Source organism: Actinoplanes sp. NPDC023714 (assembly GCF_040639855.1).
Lineage (GTDB): Bacteria > Actinomycetota > Actinomycetes > Mycobacteriales > Micromonosporaceae > Actinoplanes.
On record NZ_JBFAAR010000002.1, the window covers coordinates 1,448,545 to 1,469,684 of the forward strand.

22 protein-coding genes are annotated in these 21,140 nt (G+C 73.5%); 13 read left to right on the forward strand and 9 right to left on the reverse strand.

Translation table 11 applies throughout. The annotated features are described in order from the left end of the window. Positions 1–8: 8 nt before the first annotated feature. Genes AB0G10_RS14955 through AB0G10_RS14965 form a run of 3 tightly spaced genes read right to left on the reverse strand, consistent with a single transcriptional unit; the run spans position 9 to position 4,882 of the window. Positions 9–1,475 (reverse strand): gluconokinase, encoded by a 1,467-nt coding sequence (locus AB0G10_RS14955; RefSeq protein ID WP_360920459.1) that lies wholly within the window; start codon positions 1,473–1,475, stop codon positions 9–11. Positions 1,476–1,505: 30 nt separating this feature from the next. Then, complete coding sequence (locus AB0G10_RS14960; RefSeq protein WP_360920461.1) at positions 1,506–2,837, reverse strand: GGDEF domain-containing protein; 1,332 nt, start codon at positions 2,835–2,837, stop codon at positions 1,506–1,508. A gap of 2 nt (positions 2,838–2,839) precedes the next feature. Next, positions 2,840–4,882, reverse strand: coding sequence for an FIST N-terminal domain-containing protein (locus AB0G10_RS14965; protein ID WP_360920463.1), 2,043 nt, complete (start codon positions 4,880–4,882; stop codon positions 2,840–2,842). Positions 4,883–5,038: 156 nt separating this feature from the next. Here AB0G10_RS14965 and AB0G10_RS14970 point away from each other — a divergent pair, with 156 nt between their 5' ends. After that, positions 5,039–5,965, forward strand: coding sequence for an ATP-dependent DNA ligase (locus AB0G10_RS14970; RefSeq protein WP_360920762.1), 927 nt, complete (start codon positions 5,039–5,041; stop codon positions 5,963–5,965). On the opposite strand, the gene AB0G10_RS14975 is transcribed toward AB0G10_RS14970, so the two are convergent. After that, positions 5,947–6,309: a helix-turn-helix domain-containing protein gene (locus AB0G10_RS14975; RefSeq protein ID WP_360920466.1), complete on the reverse strand. Its 363-nt coding sequence runs from the start codon at positions 6,307–6,309 to the stop codon at positions 5,947–5,949. The two genes, AB0G10_RS14970 and AB0G10_RS14975, sit on opposite strands and share 19 nt — an antisense overlap. Positions 6,310–6,417: 108 nt before the next feature. Here AB0G10_RS14975 and AB0G10_RS14980 point away from each other — a divergent pair, with 108 nt between their 5' ends. The 9 genes from AB0G10_RS14980 (at position 6,418) to AB0G10_RS15020 (ending at position 16,294) form a co-directional block, all read left to right on the forward strand. Next, positions 6,418–7,257, forward strand: coding sequence for an NAD(P)H-binding protein (locus AB0G10_RS14980; protein ID WP_360920469.1), 840 nt, complete (start codon positions 6,418–6,420; stop codon positions 7,255–7,257). A 144-nt stretch (positions 7,258–7,401) separates the two neighbouring features. Further along, a complete protein-coding gene (locus AB0G10_RS14985) occupies positions 7,402–8,340 on the forward strand; it encodes a hypothetical protein (RefSeq protein ID WP_360920472.1) in 939 nt (312 codons plus the stop codon). Then, the gene (locus AB0G10_RS14990) at positions 8,337–9,104 is read left to right on the forward strand and encodes a VWA domain-containing protein (RefSeq protein ID WP_360920475.1); all 768 of its coding nucleotides are present in this window, start codon (positions 8,337–8,339) and stop codon (positions 9,102–9,104) included. The genes AB0G10_RS14985 and AB0G10_RS14990 overlap by 4 nt, the downstream gene beginning before the upstream one ends. Then, positions 9,097–9,924, forward strand: a complete 828-nt coding sequence (locus AB0G10_RS14995) for a protein phosphatase 2C domain-containing protein (protein WP_360920477.1) — start codon at positions 9,097–9,099, stop codon at positions 9,922–9,924. The genes AB0G10_RS14990 and AB0G10_RS14995 overlap by 8 nt, the downstream gene beginning before the upstream one ends. Beyond that, on the forward strand, positions 9,921–11,126 hold the full coding sequence (locus AB0G10_RS15000) for a protein kinase (RefSeq protein ID WP_360920480.1): 1,206 nt from the start codon (positions 9,921–9,923) through the stop codon (positions 11,124–11,126). The genes AB0G10_RS14995 and AB0G10_RS15000 overlap by 4 nt, the downstream gene beginning before the upstream one ends. Further along, positions 11,123–11,728 (forward strand): 4Fe-4S single cluster domain-containing protein, encoded by a 606-nt coding sequence (locus AB0G10_RS15005; RefSeq protein WP_360920483.1) that lies wholly within the window; start codon positions 11,123–11,125, stop codon positions 11,726–11,728. The genes AB0G10_RS15000 and AB0G10_RS15005 overlap by 4 nt, the downstream gene beginning before the upstream one ends. After that, entirely contained in the window at positions 11,725–12,906 is a 1,182-nt protein-coding gene (locus tag AB0G10_RS15010) for a hypothetical protein (RefSeq protein WP_360920486.1), read from the forward strand. The genes AB0G10_RS15005 and AB0G10_RS15010 overlap by 4 nt, the downstream gene beginning before the upstream one ends. Continuing rightward, positions 12,894–14,786, forward strand: coding sequence for an AAA family ATPase (locus AB0G10_RS15015; RefSeq protein ID WP_360920489.1), 1,893 nt, complete (start codon positions 12,894–12,896; stop codon positions 14,784–14,786). The genes AB0G10_RS15010 and AB0G10_RS15015 overlap by 13 nt, the downstream gene beginning before the upstream one ends. Further along, the gene (locus AB0G10_RS15020; RefSeq protein WP_360920492.1) at positions 14,783–16,294 is read left to right on the forward strand and encodes a hypothetical protein; all 1,512 of its coding nucleotides are present in this window, start codon (positions 14,783–14,785) and stop codon (positions 16,292–16,294) included. Before AB0G10_RS15015 ends, AB0G10_RS15020 begins: the two co-directional genes overlap by 4 nt. On the opposite strand, the gene AB0G10_RS15025 is transcribed toward AB0G10_RS15020, so the two are convergent. Further along, complete coding sequence (locus tag AB0G10_RS15025; protein WP_360920495.1) at positions 16,272–17,048, reverse strand: hypothetical protein; 777 nt, start codon at positions 17,046–17,048, stop codon at positions 16,272–16,274. The two genes, AB0G10_RS15020 and AB0G10_RS15025, sit on opposite strands and share 23 nt — an antisense overlap. Positions 17,049–17,069: 21 nt before the next feature. Here AB0G10_RS15025 and AB0G10_RS15030 point away from each other — a divergent pair, with 21 nt between their 5' ends. Beyond that, entirely contained in the window at positions 17,070–17,675 is a 606-nt protein-coding gene (locus AB0G10_RS15030) for a hypothetical protein (RefSeq protein WP_360920498.1), read from the forward strand. 51 nt (positions 17,676–17,726) lie between these two features. Here the strand turns inward: AB0G10_RS15030 and AB0G10_RS15035 are convergent, their stop codons facing one another. The 3 genes from AB0G10_RS15035 to AB0G10_RS15045 all read right to left on the reverse strand — a co-directional run bounded on the left by AB0G10_RS15035 (position 17,727) and on the right by AB0G10_RS15045 (position 18,958). Further along, on the reverse strand, positions 17,727–17,885 hold the full coding sequence (locus AB0G10_RS15035; protein WP_360920501.1) for a hypothetical protein: 159 nt from the start codon (positions 17,883–17,885) through the stop codon (positions 17,727–17,729). A gap of 78 nt (positions 17,886–17,963) precedes the next feature. Continuing rightward, positions 17,964–18,410 carry a fasciclin domain-containing protein gene (locus tag AB0G10_RS15040; RefSeq protein ID WP_360920504.1) on the reverse strand — a complete coding sequence of 149 codons (447 nt, stop codon included), beginning with the start codon at positions 18,408–18,410 and terminating at the stop codon, positions 17,964–17,966. Between the two features lie 113 nt (positions 18,411–18,523). Then, positions 18,524–18,958 carry a MarR family transcriptional regulator gene (locus AB0G10_RS15045; RefSeq protein ID WP_360920506.1) on the reverse strand — a complete coding sequence of 145 codons (435 nt, stop codon included), beginning with the start codon at positions 18,956–18,958 and terminating at the stop codon, positions 18,524–18,526. 93 nt (positions 18,959–19,051) lie between these two features. Between AB0G10_RS15045 and AB0G10_RS15050 the strand changes: the two genes are divergently transcribed. Both AB0G10_RS15050 and AB0G10_RS15055 read left to right on the forward strand, forming a co-directional pair. Beyond that, positions 19,052–19,810, forward strand: coding sequence for an SDR family oxidoreductase (locus tag AB0G10_RS15050; protein ID WP_360920509.1), 759 nt, complete (start codon positions 19,052–19,054; stop codon positions 19,808–19,810). Positions 19,811–19,831: 21 nt separating this feature from the next. Further along, on the forward strand, positions 19,832–20,191 hold the full coding sequence (locus tag AB0G10_RS15055; protein WP_360920511.1) for a hypothetical protein: 360 nt from the start codon (positions 19,832–19,834) through the stop codon (positions 20,189–20,191). Here the strand turns inward: AB0G10_RS15055 and AB0G10_RS15060 are convergent. Continuing rightward, complete coding sequence (locus AB0G10_RS15060) at positions 20,161–21,108, reverse strand: WYL domain-containing protein (RefSeq protein ID WP_360920514.1); 948 nt, start codon at positions 21,106–21,108, stop codon at positions 20,161–20,163. The two genes, AB0G10_RS15055 and AB0G10_RS15060, sit on opposite strands and share 31 nt — an antisense overlap. Between the last annotated feature and the right edge of the window lie 32 nt (positions 21,109–21,140).

The window sequence follows — 21,140 nt, forward strand, 5'->3', positions numbered from 1 at the left end:
TGCTCCGCTCAGACCTTCCGCAGCAGCGCGTCGTAGACCTCGCCGAAACGCAGCCGCCGCTCCGCGTAGTACGCCGCGGACGACGGGCTCGGCTCGTACACGGCCCCCACGCCCCTCCCCGCCCGCGGGACGTCCGGCGCGAGCACGTCGAGCGCCAGCAGCGCCGTCCCCCGCTGGGTGGCGCGCCGCCGGGTCACGTGCGTGACCGGCCTGCTGAGCACGTCGGCCAGGATCTGCAGCCATTCCGGCTGGTCGTTGCTGACCCGGCCGGACGCGGCGACCTCGACCACCTGCGGGGCGGCCGGATGCAGCTCGTCGGCGACCCGGGCGTAGGTCAACGCGACACCCTCGACGATCCCCCGGAACAGGGTGTCGGCGTCGGTGGCCGCGGACGCCCCGGCGAACACGGCGCGGGCCTGTCCGTTCCAGCCCGGTGCGCGTTCCCCGGTGAGGTACGGCAGCACCAGCGGCGTGGCCTCGCTCGGCGGCGCGGTGAGCACGGCGCCGAGGGCCGGGCTGAGCCGCAGCGTCGCCTGCGCCCAGCTGACCGCGCGGCCGACGTCGTTGATCGCCCCGCCGAGCAGGGTGCGGCCGGCGTCGACCCGGTAGTTCCAGAGTCCGAAGGGCAGCGGGTCGGCGGGCCCGCCGAGCAGCACCCGCAGCGCGCCGCTGGTCGCGGTCGCCGCGGTGAGGACTGTCGCGTCGGTGGCGCCGGCGCCGATGTTGCTGGCGTAGCCGTCGGTGATCACCGGGAACCAGGCGGCCCGGGCCAGGGCGGGCCACCGGGCGGGCGCGGGCGAGAGTACGGGCTGCGCCATGTCCCGGGGCGGGGACAGCCGGTCCGGGCCGATGCCGGCGGCGGCGAGCAGCTCGGCGTCGTACTCGCCGGTGCGCCGGTCGAGCAGGCCGGTCCACGCCACCGTGGACGTGCCGGCCAGCGGCTGCCCGATCAGCCGCTGCCAGACGTACTCGCCCAGCGACCACCAGCGGGCGGCCGGCACGCCGGCGAGCAGGCGCAGGCGCGGCGCGTGGTAGCTGGTGTGCAGCCGGGTGCCGGTGCGCTGCTGCACCGCGCGCTCGTCGAGCTCCTCGCGCAGCGCGGTGACCTGCCCGGCGCTGCGCGAGTCGGCGTAGGTGAGGCACGGGGTGAGCGGGCGCCCGGCCGGGTCGACGCCGATCAGCGAGGCGGCGAAGGTGTCCATCGCGACGCCGGCGATGCGGGTGCCGAGCCGCGGGTCGGCGGTGACGGCGTCGAGGACCTGCCCGACCTCGGCGGTGACCTGCTCCGGGTCGATGATCGAGGTGCCGTCCGGGGCGACCGTGAAGGCGTGCGGCACCTTGTGCTGCAGGCCGCGGACCCGGCGGCCGGCGGCGTCGTGCACACCGCCGCGGGTGGCGGTGGAGCCGATGTCCAGCGCGAGAACGAGAGGATCCAGGGCCCCGTCGAGGGCGACGTCGTCATCGGTCCGGGTCATCGTCCTGCCATTCCCCGCGGACGGCCGGAGCTAACCGACCACGACGCGACCGGTGCCGGTCCGCTTCGCCCGGTACATCGCCAGGTCGGCGTCGCGCAGCAGGTCGTCCGCCGTGACCTGGCGGGCCGCGCCCGCCGCGATGCCGATGCTGGCGCCGACGCACACCGACCGGCCGGCGATGCGGAACGGCTCGGCGACGCTGTGCACGATGCGTTCGGCGACCGTTCGGGCGTCCTCGGCGGAGACGTCCTCCATGAGCACGGCGAACTCGTCGCCGCCGAGCCGGCCGGCGACGTCACCGGTGCGCAGCTGCCCGCGGATGCGGTCGCTCACCGCGGCGAGCAGCTCGTCGCCCGCGTGGTGGCCGAGGGTGTCGTTCACCGACTTGAACCGGTCGAGGTCGATGAACAGGGTCACGACGGTGTCCACCCGGCCGTCGTTCAGGGCCTGGTCGAGGCGTTCGGCGAAGAGCTTGCGGTTGGGCAGGCCGGTGATCGGGTCGCGGTACGCCTCGCGCACCGCCTCGACGGTCCGGGCGTCGGTGAGCGCCATGCTGATCTGCTGCCCGAACGCGGTGATCACATCGATGCCGGCATCGACGCCGGCCGGCCCCAGAGCGACCAGGCTGCCGGCGACGTCCCCGCCGGCGTGCACCGGCGTGGCCACCAGCAGATCGCCGGCCGGGATCCGGCGCCGCACCGTGTCCCCCTCGGCGATCGCGGCGGCGGCCGGAGCCAGCGCCGAACCCGGCGACGGCCAGTGCAGCTGGGACGCGACGATGAGCTCGCCGGCCGACGACGGGTCGCACAGCACCAGCGCCACCGGCACCCCGCCGAGCAGCCCCGACGCCCCCTCGGTGATGGCGTCGAGGACGGACTGCAGCGGTTCCCGCCGGGAGATCGAGCGCTGCACCGCGAGCAGCGTCTCGAGCAGCGCCTGCCGGGCCCGTTCGGTGGCCAGGATCCGCAGGTTGCGCAGCGCCAGCCCGAGCACCTGGGCCATGCCGTGCAGCATCTGCCGTTCCTCGGCGCCGAAGTCGTCGTCGAGGCGGGCCGCCACGAGGCCGCCGTCGATGCCGCTGGCCAGCGCCGCGTACACGACATCGACCTCGCCCAGCAGCGGCAGCTCGACGGTCGGCGCGCCGGCGGCGGCCGGCAGCCACAGCGCGGCCGGGCTCTCGCCGGGCAGGCCGGTGAGCCCCCGGACGACGGCCTCGCCGGCCATCACGACCGCGCCGGCGTCGGCGTCCAGGGCCTCCAGGGCGCTCCGCACCGCGACCCGCACCGCCGCCTGCTCGTCCTCCGCGGCGCTGACCGCCGCGAAGAACTCGGTGAGCTGGTGGATCGACCAGTGCAGGGGCACCGTCAGGCGACCGCTAGCGTCACGACGGTCAGGTAGTGCATGCCGCGGGCGCCGCGGGTGCGCGCGAACTCCCCGTACGTGTAGAAGCCCGCCATCGGCACCCCGGGGACGGTCCGCTCCATCGCGGCGATCTCCTGCTCGACGCCGCCGGGGCCGAGCCGGGCCCGGCGGATGCCGCAGTCGAACACGAGCAGGCCTGCGGCATCGGCGCCGTCGATCCCCTCGATGGCCTGCCGGCACGACTCGGCGCCGGCCGCGACCAGCGCCTCCTCGTCGGTGGCCATCTCCCACACCAGCGCGCCCTGCGGCACGTCGGCGATGAAAACGAGCGAGCCGTCCTCCAGGTCGGCGGCGTGCGCGGTGCGGATGTCCTCCCCGGTACGCCGGGACAGGCCGAGCGGTTTCGCGAAGGCGGCGTCCTGGAACGCCTGCGGGTCGGCGGCGAGCGACCGGTCGGCGCCGATGCGCTGCAGGTAGGCGTCGAGGGCCGGGGCGTCGTCGAGTTCGTACAGCCGGCCGCCGTCGCTGTGCGTCACGATCATCGGCTCGCCCTGCTTCTGCCAGCCGTGCGCGATCCCGACACCGATCTTGGCGTCCGAGCCGAGGCTCACCCCGACGACGGCGTCGCTGAGCACCTCGACGCCGTTCCGGTCGCCGTGGAACTGATAGGTGCGGGTGAACGTCATGTCGTCGCCGGCGCACCCGCCGACCAGCGGCACCACGGCGCTGACCACCGAGTAGGCGCCGCGCACCACCTCGTGCTGGGCGCCGGTGAGCCCGTCGCAGAGCAGCAGGCCGGCCCGGTGCTCCTTGGTGAGGCCGGCCATCCCGGCGGCGGCGTCGGCGCCGGCCTCCTGCGGGCGCGCCGCGGCGTTGCGGCCGACGGCGGTGCGCACCTCCAGGCCCGGGCCGCCGAGCGCGGTCACGACGACGCCGGCCCGCGCGGCGTCCGGTCCGAGGGCGATCGCGCCGGTGGTCGTGCAGCCGACGATGGCGGTGTGCTCGCCAGCCTCGCCGCGGACGCCGTCCAGCAGTTGCCCGTAGTCGTACCGGGTCGAGGCGAAGACGATCAGCAGAGCCGGATCGCGGCCGCCGACCGCCTGCGCCGCTGCCGTCTTGCCGGCGGTCCCGGCGTCGTCGCTCGCGCTGTGCCCCACGCCCATCCAGCGCGACGCCTCACCGTCCCGACTGTGCATATCCGTCCCATCGGCAGCCGTCCGGAGCTGCTGAGGGCGGGTCACTCCGAGGCTCGCCGCCGTCACCAGCACCAGAGCGGCGATCGGGACCGGCCCGAGACGCTGGTCCAGGATCAGCAGCCCGGCGATCGCGGCGGCCGCCGGCTGCAGGCTCATCAGCACCCCGAACACCCGCGTCGGCAGCCGGCGCAGCGCGATCAGCTCGAGCGCGTAGGGCACCACCGACGACAGCACCGCCACCGCGACCAGACCCGCCACCAGCCACGGATGACGCCACACCCGCACCGTCACTTCGGCGCCGACCGGCAGCACCAGCAGCGCACCGACGGCGAAGGAGACCATCAAACCCCCGAGGCCGGGTACGACCTTCCCGACGCGCGCGCTGCACACGATGTACCCGGCGCCGCACGCCCCGGCCGACAGAGCCAGCAGCAGTCCCGCGAGCGGAACATCGTGCCCGGCCCGCACGCCGAGCAGCACCACGCCGGTTCCCGCCGTCAGCGCCCAGAGCAGGTCCGCGGGCCGGCGGCTCTGCGCCAGCGACAGCAGCAGCGGCCCGGCGAACGACGCGGTGACGACGACACCCTGCGGCGCGATGGACAGGGCCAGGTAGGCGAGCATGTTGAGCCCGGCGGAGAAGACGCCGAGCAGCACGGTGGCCCGCCACGCCGCGGCCGTCCAGGACCACACCGCCGGGCGGGCCACGACCGCGAGGACCATCGCCGCGATCGCGAGCCGGGCGAGGAGCACCCCGGGAGGATCAAGAGCTTCGAACAGGGTACGGGCGACCGCCCCGCCCGTCTGGGCGCACACGACCGACAGCACCACGAGCAGCGGCGTCGTCCTCATCGCCTTCGACGGTAGGGACGCAGCCGGATCCGGTGGAACAACCCCGCACCGGCGGCGGCCGTCGTTACGGTCGATCACGAGACCACGCCTGACGGGGGAACGGCGCTGCTCAGACCACCTATCGAGCCGAAACGGGCCGTCCCGACCGGCGACCTGCTGGAGCCGCACACCCGTGGCACACCCCAGTACGAGGTGAAGTTCGACGGCTGGCGCTGCCTCGCGTTCACGGCCGGCCCGATCCACCTTCAGTCCCGGCACGGCAAGGACCTCACCCGGCACTTCCCGGACGTCCGCGCCGGCCTCGACGCCGCCCTGCTGCCGGACGCGGTCCTCGACGGCGAGCTGATCGTCTTCGACCCGGCCCGGGGCCGCACGTCGTTCGGGGCCCTGCAGGACCGGGTCCGTACCGGCCGGCGGCCCCTCGCGGTCTCCTACGTCGTGTTCGACCTGCTCCAGCTCGACGGCATCGAGCTGCTGGACCGGCCCCTGCTGGAGCGCCGCATGCTGCTCGAGGAACTGCTCGACGGTGTACCCGTCCCGGTCCTCTGCCCGGCCACCCGCGACCCGGACGAGGCCCGCCGCTGGTTCGACGACTACGCCGTGACCGGCGCCGAAGGCATCATGATCAAGGACCTGTCCAGCCGCTACCGGCCCACCGGACCCGGCTGGTGGAAGTGGAAGCGGCGCACCACCACCGAGGCGATCATCGCGGGCGTGCAGGGTGTCCCGGAGACGCTGCTGCTGGGCCGGCGCTCACCGTCCGGCCGGCTGCACTACGTCGGCCGCACCGTGCCGCTGAGCGCCGGCCAGGCCGCGGCGCTGCGGCCCCGGCTCACCCCGGCCGGCCCGGACCACCCGTGGCCCCGCCCGCTCCCCCGCTCCTGGTCCGGCGGCTTCGACCAGGCCCCGGCCGACTACGTCCCGGTGCTGCCCGACCTGATCGCCGAGATCGCCGCCGACGCCGCCCACGACCACGGCCGCTGGCGCCACCCGGTCCGCTTCCTGCGCCTGCGCGACGACCTCGGCCCGGCGCACCTGCCGCTGTGGACCCCGGAGCCGGCGGCTCAGCGCCCGGCGTCGTAGGCGCGGCGGGCCTCGCCGACCTCGCCGAGGTGGGTGTCGGCCCAGGTGGCGAGGTGTGCGAAGAGCGGGCCGAGGCTGGCGCCCAGCGCGGTGATCTCGTACTCGACGCGGGGCGGCACCTCGGCGTGGTACGTCCGGGCGACCAGGCCGTCGCGTTCGAGCTGCCGCAGCCGCTGGGTGAGCACCTTCGGCGTGATGGTCGGCAGCCGGCGTTCCAGCTCGACGAACCGCTGCCGGCCGTATTCGTTCAGCGCCCACAGGATCGGCGTGGTCCACCGGCTGAACACGATGTCGACCACCGGCCCGACCGGGCACGCCAGCTCGGGATTCGACGATCTTCGCACTGTGGCCCCCGTCACGAATCCATTACTTTCCTCTAGGTACCTACTATCCCCAGGCTACTAACGTCCTCCCCGGCCGCGCGAACGACGCGGCCGAACGGGGGAACAGACATGTTCGTCGTGACAGGCGCAACCGGGAACGTCGGCCGTACCCTTGTCGCGGTCCTGGCTTCGAGAGGCGCCGCGGTGACCGCGGTGTCGAGAGGACGGCGGCCCGTCGCGGTGCCGGAAGGAGTCCGCCACCACCGCGCCGACCTGACGATCCCGGACAGCCTCGGCCCGGCACTCACCGGCGCCGAAGCGCTGTTCCTGCTGGTGGAGGGCGCCGGGGCCGATCTCGACACGCCCGCGATCCTGCGTGCCGCCACCGCCGCCGGGGTGAAACGGATCGTCCTCCAGTCGTCGCAGGCGGCCGGCACCCGGCCCGGCTCGGTGTCGCACACGCCGCTCGCGGCCATCGAGGACCTGGTCCGCCGGTCCGGCCTCGGCTGGACGATCCTGCGGCCCGGCGGCTTCGCCTCGAACGCCCTCGCCTGGGCCGAGCCGATCCGCGCCCACCGGGCCGTGGCCGCGCCGTTCGCCGACATCGGCCTGCCGGTGATCGACCCGGACGACATCGCCGAGGTGGCCGCCGCCGTCCTGCTGCACGACGGCTACGACGGCCGCACGCTGGAGCTGACCGGCCCGGAGCTGAGCACGCCCCGCCGGCGGGCCGCCGACCTGGCCGCCGCCCTCGGCGAGCCGATCGCCTTCGCCGAGCAGACACCCGAGCAGGCCCGCGAGCAGATGACGCGCTTCATGCCGCCGCCGGTGGTCGAGGGCACCCTCGCGATCCTCGGCACCCCGACCGCCCGCGAACAGCGCATCAGCCCGGACGTCGCCGCCGTGCTGGGCCGCCCGCCGCGCCCGTTCGCCGCGTGGGCGGCCCGCAATGCCGCCGCATTCCGTTGATAAGAATCGTCGATATAAATGGTCGGACCGATGGAGATCCGGAATAGCCGATCATCCGGGTTCCGATGACCATCCGGATATGTCCGGTGTCAAATAGCTTGCTCTGCGGAAACGCGCCCAGGAATGCGGATCGAGAATTCCAGGATGGAAGACCGGGCGCTCGCAAGGCTCCGCACCCTGGCCGTCATGGCGCTGGTGGCCGTGCTGGCGGGCGCCGTCGTGGCGCTGACGCCACTGCTCGCCGGCGCGATGCGGACGCAGCGCACCGACGTCGACGTGGTGAATCTCCGGGATCTGCGGAATATCGACGACGGCACGCTGCTCCGGGAATTGGACGACGCCCGCAAATCCGCCGGGGTATTGCTCGTGATCCCGCCGGACGGACGCTTCACCGGGCAGCCGTTCGAATGCCCGAGAGACCGGTTGCCGGAATCCTGCCGGGTGATCGACACCTTCGACCGGCAGGTGGTGCTGGCCGATCCGGGCGTCGCCGGCGAGCTGCTGGACGACCTCTACGGCGCGGGTGCGGCGGACGACGACCACGACGGCTATGTGCGGTCCGGCCGGCAACCGCTGGGCGGCGTGTTCGGGTGGGGCGCGGCCATGAAGGTGGGGTTGGGGATGAGCGTCGTCGCTGCGGCTGCCTTCTTCGTGCTGCTGTGGGCCGGGCCGCGCCTGTTCAAGGTGGGCCCGAGCGGGCCGGAGCCGTACCCGGTGCCGCCGCCCGGCCGGCCGGGCGGCGGGTATCCGCCGGTCACCGGGCCGCCGCCGGTGCAGCGCCGGGCCCCGGCCATCCCGCAGCCGCGGCCGCCGTCGACCCCGCCGGCGCGCGGGCCGTCGCCGCCGCCGGCCGAGCCGCTGGCGAACGACGTCTTCCCGCCCTCCGGCGCCCGGGTCGTCGCCCGCACCCACTTCGGCGCGTACGGCGGCTACGTCGACGCCGCTGGGGTGCTGCTCTGGGCCAGCCTGGCCGAGCCGGTCGGCCGGGCCTACCCGGGCCAGCCGCTGACCGTGGTCGGCCCGGACCACGGCCGGCAGAGCCTTGTCGTCTCGCATCACGTCATCGAGGAGGTGCGGCCGTGACGGTCGACGCCCTGCCGGTCCGCCAGGCCCGCAATCGGACCCTGATCACCCTGGTTCTCGACACGTCCTCGTCGATGCGGCAGACCGGCGCGATCGACGAGCTCAACGACGCGCTGCGCAAGTGGTGCGAGGAGCTGCGCGGCAACGACTCGCTGCAGATGTCCGGGGAGATCGCGATGATCACCTTCGGGAAGGACCACGTGCAGGCCGTCGACCCGAGCGGCCGGGTCAGCGGCAGCACGCCGCATCCCTACGTACCCTTGCGCGATTTTGATCCTCCGCGGCTGGAGGCCGATGGCGTGACGCCGATGGTGGAGGCGATCCAGTACGCCCTCGAAGTGCTCAGCATCCGGCGCAACGAGCTGACGAGCGAGGGGGTCGGGCTGGCCTACCGGCCGATGCTGCATCTGATCACGGACGGGGTGCCGACCGATCCGCACGGCAACCGCACCGACCGGTGGCGCGACGTGGCCGCGATGCTGCGTCAGCACGAGGCCGGCAAGCACCTGCTGTTCTTCGCGCTCGGCGTGCGCGGCGCCGACCAGGAGGTGCTCACCGGGCTCGCCCCGAAGGCCTGGTACCTGCTGGAGGACACCGACTTCAGCAAGGTGCTGCGGCTGGTGTCGACGAGCATCGGCTCGGCGCAGGCGGAGTCGCGGGACGCGCCCGCCGAGGTCATCTACGAGAAGTTCCAGCACGACAACCGCAAGAACGAGGAGATGCGGCGCTGGCTCGAGCGGGAAGGCGCGGCCGACGATGGCTGACAGCCGGATGGAGCGCGGCTGGCGGGTCGTCTCGGCGTCGGTCGCCGGGCCGAACCACGCCAGCGTCGGCGTCGAGAACCAGGACAGCATGCGCACCGGCGTGGTCGGCGACGCGCTGCACCTGCTCGCGGTCGCCGACGGCGCCGGTTCCCAGCCGCGGGCCGCGCACGGCTCCCGGCTGTCCATGGAGGCCGCCCGGGACGCCGCCAACCGGGTGTTCGCGGCCGCCCCGCGCACGCTGGGCGAATGGCGGCGGGCCACCGAGCTGTTCGCCGGCGAGTGCCTCGCGCAGTTCGACGAGCACGTCGAGCGGGCCCTCACGCCGCTGCGCGCCCGGCCGACCGCGACCGGGGCGAACACGGCGGCCCGCGCCGAGTTCGCGACCACGCTGCTGGCGGTGGTGGCCGACCCGCCGTACTTCGCCTACGTCTGCGTCGGCGACGGCTTCCTCGTCGCCGAGCGCGCGCCGGGCGGATCCCACCTGGTGCTGTCGCCGCCGTCGGGACGGCAGACGGCCAGCGAGACGGTGTTCATGACCTCGCCCGGCCGCGACGCCGACCTGCGCTGCGGGGTGCTCGTCGACCCGGCGGTGGTCGGCCTCGCGCTCTGCACCGACGGGCTGATCGACGGCATGCTCGACGTGGCCGCCGGGCCGGACGGCGTGCGGCTGCTGACCGCGCCGGCCGACTTCGACGCGTACTTCGCGGCGTTCCGCGCCCCCGGCGTGGACGGCACCGAGCTGAGCCGCAAGCTGCAGTCCCGGGAGTTCGCGGCCTCCTCCGGCGACGACAAGACGATGGTGCTGGCGGTGCGGCGGTGACCACGCTCAGCCTGCACACCACGTCCGGCCGCAAGGTGCAGATCCTGGTCGACCAGGAGATCGGCAGCGGCGCCGAGGGAGCGATCTACCCGGTCGCCGACTCCCCGCACGTCTGCGCCAAGATCTACACCGATTTCGACCGGGCCGCGGCGCTCGGCGAGCGGATGGACGCGCTCACCCGGATGCCGCCGGTGACCTGGGGCGGCGATTGCCCGGAGCACCTGCACACCGCCTGGCCCCGCGCCTCGCTGCGGGACGGGCACGGCGACCTGCGCGGCGTCGTGATGCCCCGGATCGAGGGCACCCCGCTGCTGCGGCTGCGCGATCCGCTGCGCCGGGTGGAGATCCTCGACGAGCCGACCTGGCGGACCACGTTCGCGATCGCCGCCCGGGCCGGCCGGCTCTTCGACATGCTGCACTCGGCCGGCGTGGTGGTCGGCGACGTGAGCCCGTCGAACGTGCTGGTCGACCGGCACGGCCACGTCACGCTGCTGGACTGCGACGGCGTGCAGTTCACCGACCCGCTGACCGGCACCCTGTACCGCGGCGAGAAGTTCACCCCGGAGTACGCCGCTCCGGAGGTGCTCCGCGGCACCGGCCTGACCCGCGAGCACGACCTGTTCGGGCTCGGCGTGATGGTCTGCGAGCTGCTGATGGAGGGCGAGCACCCGTTCGGCGGGGTCTCCACCGAGCGGCCGCCGTCACTGAGCGTCGAGGAGAACATCAAACGGCAGAACAACCGGGTGACCCGGGCCGAGCGGCTGGTGGCCTCGCCGGACGCGCTGACCGCGGAGATCCTGCCGGCCCGCATCCACGACCTCATCCGCGGCTGCTTCGAGGACGGATTCCTCGACCCGGCGCGCCGCCCCGGTGGTCAGGCCTGGGCGCACGAGCTCGATCAGGCCGGGTACGAACTGATGGGGTGCCGCTACAACCCCCGGCACGCCTACCACCGGTCGGCGCCGTCGTGCATCTGGTGCGCCCGGATCCTGGCGGGCTACGGCGATCAGTTCCCGCCGCCGCCGGGGTGGGTGACGGCGCCGCCGCCCGTCATGGCCTCCGTACCCTCCGAGGCCGCGGCCTATCCCGCGCCACCGGCGCCCGTCTCTCCTTCTCCGGCGCGCTCCTTCGCGGTCCCGACCTGGGCCTATGCGCTGATCGCGCTGGTCGTGGTGCTGATCTGCGCGGCGGTGCTCTCGTGACGTCGCTCCGGGTCGCCGCAACCCACCCCCGCTGCACGGTCCTCGGGCCGGGGACCCGGTTCGCGATCTGGGTGCAGGGCTGCCCGCTGCGCTGCCGCGAGTGCGTCAGCCCGCAGTGGATCCCGACGGCCGGCGGCGCCGACACCCCGGTCGACGAGCTGGCCGGCCGGGTCGCGGAGGAGGCCGCCGACGGCCTGACGATCTCCGGTGGGGAGCCGTTCGCGCAGGCCGAGGCCGTCGCCCGGCTGATCGAGCGGGTCCGGGAACGCCGTGACCTGTCGGTGCTCTGCTACACCGGCTTCACCCTGGAGCGGCTGCGCCGGCACGCCACGGTGGCGCAGGAGCGGCTGCTCGGGCTGCTGGACCTGCTCATCGACGGTCCGTACCTGGTGGAACGGCACGCCGACCTGCTCTGGCGAGGGTCTGCCAACCAGCGGATCCATCTTCTCAGCGACCGGCATGCCGGCCTCGCCGTGGACGGGGCCGGGGTGGGCCTGCAGTTCGAGATCGGCGCGGCCGGCTCGCTGACCTGGCTCGGGGTGCCGCCGACGCCCGGTTTCCGAGGGAAATTGGAAAAGGCGCTCGGGATGGCGGCTCCATGAGCAGCTCCCCCAAGTACAGCTTCGCCCAGCTCGGCAAGCAGGTGCACGAGCGGCTCCGGCGTGAGCGGGCCGACCGCCGGCGGCAGCGGGACGAGGCGATCGACCAGCAGCGCAGGAAGGCGATGGCCCGGCGCCGGGCCGCCGCCGCGGAACGGCAGCGGGAGCTGACCGGCCGGGCCGCGGCCATCCCGGACGTCCGCGCCGCCCTCGCCGACGTGCTGCCCCAGATCGACCGGGCGCCCACCGAGACCGCCCTCGCGGCCGCCGAGGACCGCCTCGACGACGCGGAGCTGCGCATCGCCCGGCACCGCGCCCAGGCCGGCCGCGACGACCGGGTCGCCGTGCTCACCGCCCAGCTCGCCGAGTTCGGCACCGAGCGGCTGCGCCTCGACCCGGCCGGCGCCGCCGTGGTGGAGACGGCGCTGGCCCGCCTGCGCACCCACGAGCAGCCCGCCCCCGGCGCCGTGGACGAGGTCGAGACCACCGTGCGTCAGCACCTGCAGCGCGCCCTCGCCGAGCGCCGTGAGCAGGAGAGCAGGCGGCGCACCGCGGTCGCGCGCATCGACGAGCTGGACGCCCGGCTGGCGGCGCTGCGCCATGATGCGCACGAGGCACGGGTACGAGTCCAGGACGGCGACCGGGCCGCCGACGCCCTCGGTGTGCTGCGCAAGCAGATCGCGGCCGGCGACGTCGCCGACGTGCTGCGGCTCAGCGTGCGGCTGCGGGAGCGGATCGACGCGAGCGAGGCGGCCCTGGACGCCACCATCGACCAGATCGGTCAGCGCCGGGCGATCCTCAGCTCGCTGATCACCGCGCTGCCCGACGTCGGCTTCGCGGTGGACCGCGCCAGCCTCACCCAGAACACCGACGGCGCGGTGGCGCTGCGCGCGCGGCGGACCAGCGGCGACACCATGGCCGTCGTGGTCGAGCCGCACGACGGCGAGCACCGCGTGCTGTTCGACTCCGACCGGCTGGTCCGCGAGCAGCGCCGGGGCCGCGGCGACGCGGCCTGCGCCCAGCTGGTCGAGGTGATCGACGAACTGCAGTCCCGGGCCGTGCGCGACGGCGTCGTGCTCGGCACGGTCGGCTGGGACGGCCAGGAGCGGCCCGGTGTCGTGGTCCGGCGCCAGTCCGCCGAACAGGTCAAGCAGCAGAAGGGGCAGCCATGGGCACGCTGAGCGCACCCCGCGGCGCCCCCTGGCTGGTCCGCGCCTACCACGAGCTGCAGCGCCGCCGGCACCTGGTGATCCACGGCAACGTCGACGACCTGGTCCGCTGGCACGACCGGTACCAGCCGTTCACCGACACGCTGACGGACTTCCTCGCGGTCGCCGGGTTCGACGTGATCGTCCGGTACAACATGGTCGACGGCCTGACCTACCACGACGACGCGAGCCGCGACTTCGTCCGCCACCAGCTCAGCGACAACACCCGGCCGCCGCGGGCCCGGCCCCGGCGCGACGGCGTCATCACCTCGGCCGACCTGCTCGAACAGCAGCTGCTGGCGGCCGGGCAGGCGCAGCCCCGTACCCCGGTCGACGTGCTGGCGCTGACGTTGCGGCTGATGTCGCAGCCGGAACGGCCGTGCGTGGTCGTCATCGAGTCGGCCGACCTGATCGTCGGGCCGGCCGCCGAGCTCAGCGCCGACCGGGTGACGCAACTGGCGTACGTGCGCCGGCTGCTCGCCTCGGGCGCCGCCGCCCCGCCCGGCGAGCAGCGCCACCACAACACCGTCGTCTTCGTGGTCCGCGACCTCGGCGAGCTGCCGGCCTGGCTGCGCCGCGACAACCCGCACGTCGCCACGGTCCTGGCCGACCGGCCCGGGATCGCCGAGCGGGCCGCGTTCCTGCGCGAGAACCTGTCCGCCTACCACCAGGCCGACGTGCTCACCGCCGAGGCGCGCGACAACGCCGTACGCGTGCTGGCGAACCTGACCGACGGCATGACCATCGTCGACATCGGGGCGCTCAGCGTCACCTCGCAGGTCGCGCTGATCCCGCCGTCGATGCCGCGCCGGCTGGTGGCCCGGCACCGGTTCGGGCTGCGCGACGACCCGTGGGAGCAGCTCGACCTCGCGAAGATCACGTCGGCGGAGGAGCTGCTGTCGCGCCGGGTCATCGGTCAGCTGCCGGCCGTCCGCGCGGTCACCGACGTGCTCGTGAACGCCCGCGTCGGCCTCGACTTCGTCTCCGACGGCCAGCAGGCCGGCACCCGCCCGAAGGGCGTCTTCTTCTTCGTCGGCCCGACCGGCGTCGGCAAGACCGAGCTGGCCAAGGCCCTCGCCGAGCTGGTCTTCGACGACGAGTCCGCGCTGCGCCGCTTCGACATGAGCGAGTACAGCGAGGAGCACGCCAGCGAGCGGCTCACCGGGGCGCCGCCCGGGTTCGTCGGCCACGACCACGGCGGCACGCTCACCAACTGGGTGCTCGACCGGCCGTTCAGCGTGCTGCTGTTCGACGAGATCGACAAGGCGCACGAGAAGATCCTGGACAAGTTCCTGCAGATCATCGACGACGGCCGGCTGACCGACGGGCAGGGCCGCACCGCGTACTTCACCCACTCGCTCGTCATCTTCACGTCCAACATCGGCGCCGGCGACCTGCGGCGCACGTTCAGCGATCCGGCCATGTCGTACGAGGCGATCAAGGAGCACTTCAACCAGGCCGTCGCCGACTTCTTCACCACCCGGCTGCGCCGCCCGGAGCTGCTCGGCCGGCTCGGCAGCGGCATCGTCGTGTTCGACCTGCTGCGGGAGAACGTGATCGTCGACATCTGCGACAAGTTCCTCGACCAGATCGTGACGGCGGCCCAGGCCCGCGGCTACGACCTCGCCTTCGACCGGGCCGCGATCGGCCGCGCCGTCGTCGACGAGGTCACCCGGCACGGCGCCGCCCTCGGCGCCCGGCAGATCCGCAGCCCGCTGCTCGAGCAGTGGGTCCGGATCCCGCTCAACCGCTGGATCCTGGAACACCAGCCGCCGCCCGGCACCCGGATCTTCGTGCACCGCACCGACACGTCCCCGCCGTTCGTGATCGACGCGCTGAGCGGCTCGTCATGACCACCCCGCCACCCGCGTCCGACCTCGACGACTTCGCCACCCTGCTGGCCGAGGTCGGCTACTACGAGAATCTCGACCGCCTGGACCGGGACGACTTCGATCGGTACGTGCGTGCCGAAGCCGGACTGGAGGACATCATCAGCGCCGAGGCGGCCCGGCGGCAGAAGGAGTTCGGCTTCGACGCGGCCGGCACCCTGCTCGGTCAGTTCGTCGCGCTGAACACCACCCAGCGCGGCATCGCCGAACGGGAACTGGCCCGCACCGGCCTCGACGAGGACTACCGGCGGCAGCTCACCTACGTGCGGGCCGCCGCGGCCGGCAACGTGCTGCTCGCCGAGGGCCAGCAGCACGTCAACCGCGCCGAGCGCCGCCGCCTCGCCGGGGACTTCGAAGTGGCCCGGGACCGGCTCGCCGAGGCGAAGCGGTGCTTCCGGCAGCTCGCCGACAGCGACCTGCCGCTGCAGCCGGTCGGCCAGCTGCGCTGGACGCTGGCCGAGAGCACCCGGCAGATGCTGGCCGGGCTCGCGCAGATGCGCACCGGCGACTTCAAGGGCGCCTACCAGAGCTTCGACCGCACCCACGTGGCCCTCGACGAGCTGCTCGCCGACGTCGAGCAGCAGCACGGCCGCGCCCCCGACCGGATCGACGCCACCTTCGAGGACCTGCGCCAGGACCTCGCCGACGGCATCCGCTACGTGCAGGCCGTGCAGAGCTTCAACGAGACCCTGCGCGACGCCCAGAACGGCTACTACGGCGACGCCGTGGTCTCCGGCCGGGACGCGGTCGGCTACTTCCAGCGCATCGTCGACGAGGCCGTGGCCCGCCGCACGTCCCGCAACGCCCAGGCGCTGCACGAGACCGAGCTGGCCCGGGTCAACGGCTGGCTCAGCTGGGTGAACGCCGAGCTCGCCGTCGACGAGTGCCGGTGGACCGCCTGCCGCGAGCACGTCCGGGCCGCCCGCGGCCACTGGAACCGGGCCGCCCGGCTGGCCGCCCGCAACGCCTACCTCGGCATCGTCACCCAGCGCTCCGACGACGGCAACACCGACCTGCTGCTGCAGAACACGCTGCGGCGCTGCGACCGCGAACTGGCCTTCCGCAAGGAGATCGACGGGCTCAACGCGAGGCTCGCCGGCATCAACCAGATCACCGTAGGAGTCAACGCCATGCCATCCAACTACAACTTCAACGCCCCGGTCAGCTCCAACATCATCGGCGACAAGGCCCGCATCGAGAACGCCGCCGCCCAGCAGAACGCCGGCACCGACCTCCACGACCTCGCCACCCAGCTGATGGAGCTGCGCAACGCCCTCGGCGAGACGGCCCGCTCCCCGCAGGAACACGAGAGCGTCGCCGCGGTCGCCGCCGCCCAGGAGGCCGCGAGCCGCAACGACGAGGAGGGCGTGCGCCGCCACCTGGCCCGGGCCGGCCGGTGGGCGCTCGGCATCGCCGAGCAGCTGGGCATAGCCGCCGCGAGCGCCGCCATCAAGATGGCGATCGGCGGCTGACCCCGGCCACGATCAGCAGAAACGCCGTCATCGTGACGGCCGCGACCAGGGCCGGCATCGGCTGCGGCATCGCGAGTGAGGGCGTGATCAGGTCCCAGCCGAACAGGCCCGGATCGCTGCTCACGCGGTACGGCAGCTCGGTCGCCGCGATCCCGGAGTCGATGGCCGGCAGCGCGACGACGGCCAGCAGGACCGCCCCCGCCGCGGCCGGCCGGCGCCCGTCGCGAACCAGCACCGCCGCCAGGCCGGCCGCGGCCAGGCCGAGAACGACCGCCGGCAGGACGGCACCGGCCGTGAAGGCGAGATAGTCAGGACCGATTCCGATCACCCGGAACAGCGCGTAGCCGACGATCGGCACGGCCGCCGCCAGGACCGCGGCACCGACGCGGCCACCCTTCGCGCTTCGCGCGGTGACCAGCAGCAGCACGACCGCGACCAGCGGCGCCCACCAGGCGGCGACGGCCGACGCGAACCCCGAGGTTACATCGCCGGCGTCGCCCGGCGTCAGCACCTGCCACCCGTACCCATGGGGGTTGGGCTCCGCAGGAAGCGTCCGGACCGCATCGACCAGCAGAACCCCCAGGGCGGCCGGCACCGCCCAGCGCGGCGCGGGAAGCCCTCGCAGCACCGCGGAGGCGAGCAGCGCCGCCCAAGCCGCAAGTTCCGCGAACCGCCACACCGGGTCGGCGAGCAGCACCCCCAGGGCGTGGGTGGCGGCGAACAGCACGGCGACGGCGAGGAGAAGGCGGGGCACGATCGCCTATTCTTCGATGTCGTGGCCGACGCGTACACCGTTTTCTGGGCGAGCCATCTCACCGCCGCCGCCCGGACCCCGATCGAGGCCGGTGTGCCACTGACCGTCCTCTTCGGCGGCGTGCACCAGTCGATGCCGAGCTTCACCAGGGCGAAGGTGACCGCCGGCGACCTCGTCTACCCGATCGCCGTGCACGCCGGGACGGTCTTCGTGCTCGGCCGCATGCGGGTCGCGGACCTGAGCACGTCCCCGCACGAGCACATGGACGCCAACCCGCACTGGCGTTTCCTCGCCGGCACCTGCATGACCGAGGCGGTCACCGGCACCGGCGGCACCGTGCTCCGCCTGGACGCCGCCATGCCGGTCGACACCCTGCGCCGCCTCACCTACCGCTCTCAGCGCGGCACCCGCACGGTCAAACACCTCGGCGACGACGGCCGGCTGCTGCGACCGTTGAGCCTGCGCGGCATCTACCGCCTCGACGCCCCCTGCGTCGCCGACCTCGACGCCGTCCTGGCCCAGCCCTCGTCGTCGCTGACCTGCGCTCCCCGCAGCAGGCGCCAGGAGAGGGACGCCGTGACCAAGGCCGCCGGCGACGCCGCCTTCTGGCGTGCCTTCAGCAACTGAGCAGTTCCCGGAGCCGACCGCGCCTCGGCCATCGGCCGGGCATCGGGCGGGTCATTCCGTCTTCGAGGCCTCGACCTCCGCGTCCGGCACCACCGGCGGGAGATCCTCCTCGCGGGTGCTGCCCCACTCCCCCGCGGCCTGCGGCGCCGCCGACTCGCCGACGTGCTGGCCGCCGTCGTCCTCGTCCGGGATGTTCTCCTGCGTGGTCATGACCCGCTCCTTCCGCCAAACCTGCATCCTCGCAGTCCAGGCCGCTGCTCCGGGTGGAAACGGCGCGGGTCGGGCTCGCTACAGCATCGAGTCGATGACATAGATCGTTGCGTTCGTGGTGACGATGTTCCCGCACAGGACCGTGGCTCGCCCATTCAGCGTCAGCCGGCCACCGTCCGCGGTGGCCGTGATGTCGCTGCCGGCGATCGACCGGTGTGTTCCGAGCAACTGCTGCGGATCGAGGCGCTCGCGGAGAACGTGCCTTTCGATCAGTTTCTTCATTTCCTCGGGACTGTCGTAGAGAGCATCCGGCATGCTGCCGAAAGCAACCTCGGAGGGAATGATGATCGTCAGGCTCGCGGCCTCATCGAGCTCTTCTCTCAGTCCGTTCCTGTTCAGCGCGTACGACATCGACGGCATCCCGAGATTGGTGGCGATCGCGGAGCCGGCGGGCTGGGTCGCCATCTCCGCCAGCCTCGCGGGATGTCCGGCGTCGAGGGGAAGCGCTGCGCAGTCGCCGATCACCGGGGGACGCGAGACCGACGGACTCGGCCCCGGAGAAAGATCCGTTGATGTCGCCCAGCACCCTTGCAACGCGGCCACGGCCACCACGGCAGGGACCAGCATCCGGGGACGCATCACTCGGTTTCGACGGCCAGCACGAGAAGGTTCTCGCGCACTTTTTTCAGCAGGTCGATCAGCGTATCCTGTTCGTCTTTCGCCATTCCTGCCGTCGCCGTCTGGGCGAGGGTCCGCCAGGCCGCTTCGATCTGCGCGATGCCGGCCCGGCCCTTGCCGGTCAGGACGATCCGGGTGGCACGCCGATCACCCGGCACGGCCTCCCGGGTGAACCAGTCGCCCTGCTCCAGGCGGTTGAGGCTGCGGGTCACCGTCGGCTGTTCCACCCCGAGGCGAGCGGCGATCTCGGAGACCGTCATGCCTTCGGGCTCCTGACCCAGCATCCACAGCAGGACGTCCTGGCCCGGGTGGAGGGTCAGCCCGGCCAGCACGCCGGCCTGCGCGCTCCGGTACAGCTTGGCCACCTTGACCAGGGCCTTGTTGGTCGCCAGCACATCCGAGAGCTCCACCAGCGAAGTGTACGGGTTGACGTGCCGCCGCCCGCCAGTACATAGTCGGCTAACTGATAGCCGACTATGGAGATGATGATGGACACCGGTCTGTCGAAGAAGGTCGCCCTCGTCACCGGCGCTTCCGGCGCCATCGGGCGGGCCACCGCGCTGCATCTGGCTGCCGAGGGCGCCGCGGTCGCCGTGTCGTGGCACGCCAACGAGGACGGCGCCAGGAACGTCGTCGACACCATCACGCGAGCAGGCGGCCGAGCCTGCGCCGTCCGGCTGGATCATGGCGATCCCGGCGCCGCGCGGCATGTCGTCGACGAGGTCACCGAACGCCTCGGGCCGGTCTCCGTCCTGGTCGCCAACGCCGTACAGTGGCCGTCCTTCGACGCCGACGAGATCGGCGGGCTCACCACGTCGCTGGCCGTCAACACCATCGGTCCGGCGGCCCTGATCGACGCGGCCCTGCCGGGCATGCGCGCCGCCCGCTGGGGCCGCATCGTCGCCGTGTCGACCGATATCGTCGAGCAACCCATGGCGGGACCGCTCGCGTACGCGACGGCGAAGGGCGCCCTCGAGACCGCCGCCCGGGTGCTCGCCGTGCGCGAAGCCCGGAACGGCATCCTGACGAACGTCGTGCGCCCCGGCTTCACGCTGACCGACAAGGCTCTGAACGCTCCCTTCCTGGGACCGGAGGCGATCGCGGCGGAATCGGAGAAGACCCCGACCGGCCGCATCTGCACGCCCGAGGACGTCGCCACCGCGATCACCTATCTGGCCTCCGCGGCCAATGGGCATGTCAACGGGCAGACCCTGTCGCTGGCGGGTGGTCGCGAACTCGTGCGCTGACGGGCTCATAGGATCACCCGGATGCGAGGACTGCCGCTGGAGAAGCTCACCGCGCTCCGCCTCGGCCGCCGCCTGGCCGTCGAGGTCCCCGCCACGCGTCCGGACCGGCGCGCCTTCGTCGACATCACGCCGGGCCGGGTCGAGGAGGATGGGCGGGCTCGCCGCGAAGGCTGGACGCATCGGAGCACGGCCCGCGCGTTCCGGGTCGAGCACTGGGAGTACGACGCCGACCGGATCGACGGCTACGACTACGACATCGGCGCCGTCCTGGTGCGCAGCGGCGCCGCGGCCGACGAGTCCGAACTCCTGGCGGTCCTGCGGGACTGGCAGCTCGACCCCTCCGCCTTCCGCTACGCCTGGGACACCGCCGATCCGCGCTGACCGGCGCCCTCGCAGCGCCGCCCCAGCCGGGCGAACGCCTCCACCAACTCCGGCGGCTCCACCACGTCGAAGTCCGCGTCGAAACGGGCGAAACCCGCGGCCAGGCTCATCCACGACCACGACCCGAGGGTCAGCCGGCACCGTCCGGGACCGAGTTCCTCGAGGACGCCGTCACCGACGTACGGAAGGATCTCGGCCGCATCCAGGGCGAGAATGACGGTCCCGGTGCACGCGACGCCCCGGAATCGCGCCGTCACGAACGCGCCCACGTCACCTCCCGGCACCCGGCGCGGCGCGAATCGCGGGCCGTTGGGGGTGCGCAGGCGCAGGCGGTCGGCGCGGAAGACGCGCCAGTCGTGCCGGCCCAGGTCGTAGGCGACGAGGTACCACCGGCGGTCCCAGCTCACGACGGCGTGCGGTTCGGCGTGGCGCGGTGGCCGGTCGAGGCCGGACGTGCCGTAATCGAAGGAGACGGTCTCGCGAGCCTTGACCGCGGCACTGAGCGCGAGCAGCACGCCGCCGGGCGTGGGAGCAACCGGCCGGGGCGCGACCGCGGTGACCTCCAGGGCCTCGACGCGGCGGCGCAGCCGGGCCGGCATCACCTGACGGATCGTCGTGAGCGCGCGCCCGGCGGCGTCGTCGCCCACGGCGGCCACCTGCAGCGCGACCGTGACGGCCACGGCCTGCTCGTCGTCGAAGAGCAGCGGCGGCAGTTCGGTGCCGGCGCCGAGCCGGTAGCCGCCGTCCGGGCCCTTCGCCGCGGCGATCGGATAGCCGAGTTCGCGCAGCCTGTCGACGTCGCGGCGCACCGTGCGCAGGCTGACGCCGAGACGGTCGGCCAGCAGCGCGCCCGGCCAGTCACGGCGGGACTGCAGCAGCGACAGCAGGGCCAGGAGCCGGGAAGAGGTGGTGGTCACCCCAAGAAGGTGACACACCCTGTCACCTACTG

What these genes read in the sequence shown, in the direction of transcription:
- AB0G10_RS14955 (WP_360920459.1), bottom strand. Translation starts at nt 1,475, where the DNA reads ATGACCCGGACCGATGACGACGTCGCCCTCGACGGGGCCCTGGATCCT.
- AB0G10_RS14965 (WP_360920463.1), bottom strand. Translation starts at nt 4,882, where the DNA reads ATGAGGACGACGCCGCTGCTCGTGGTGCTGTCGGTCGTGTGCGCCCAG.
- AB0G10_RS14980 (WP_360920469.1), top strand. Translation starts at nt 6,418, where the DNA reads ATGTTCGTCGTGACAGGCGCAACCGGGAACGTCGGCCGTACCCTTGTC.
- AB0G10_RS14985 (WP_360920472.1), top strand. Translation starts at nt 7,402, where the DNA reads ATGGAAGACCGGGCGCTCGCAAGGCTCCGCACCCTGGCCGTCATGGCG.
- AB0G10_RS14995 (WP_360920477.1), top strand. Translation starts at nt 9,097, where the DNA reads ATGGCTGACAGCCGGATGGAGCGCGGCTGGCGGGTCGTCTCGGCGTCG.
- AB0G10_RS15010 (WP_360920486.1), top strand. Translation starts at nt 11,725, where the DNA reads ATGAGCAGCTCCCCCAAGTACAGCTTCGCCCAGCTCGGCAAGCAGGTG.
- AB0G10_RS15015 (WP_360920489.1), top strand. Translation starts at nt 12,894, where the DNA reads ATGGGCACGCTGAGCGCACCCCGCGGCGCCCCCTGGCTGGTCCGCGCC.
- AB0G10_RS15020 (WP_360920492.1), top strand. Translation starts at nt 14,783, where the DNA reads ATGACCACCCCGCCACCCGCGTCCGACCTCGACGACTTCGCCACCCTG.
- AB0G10_RS15035 (WP_360920501.1), bottom strand. Translation starts at nt 17,885, where the DNA reads ATGACCACGCAGGAGAACATCCCGGACGAGGACGACGGCGGCCAGCAC.
- AB0G10_RS15050 (WP_360920509.1), top strand. Translation starts at nt 19,052, where the DNA reads ATGGACACCGGTCTGTCGAAGAAGGTCGCCCTCGTCACCGGCGCTTCC.
- AB0G10_RS15055 (WP_360920511.1), top strand. Translation starts at nt 19,832, where the DNA reads ATGCGAGGACTGCCGCTGGAGAAGCTCACCGCGCTCCGCCTCGGCCGC.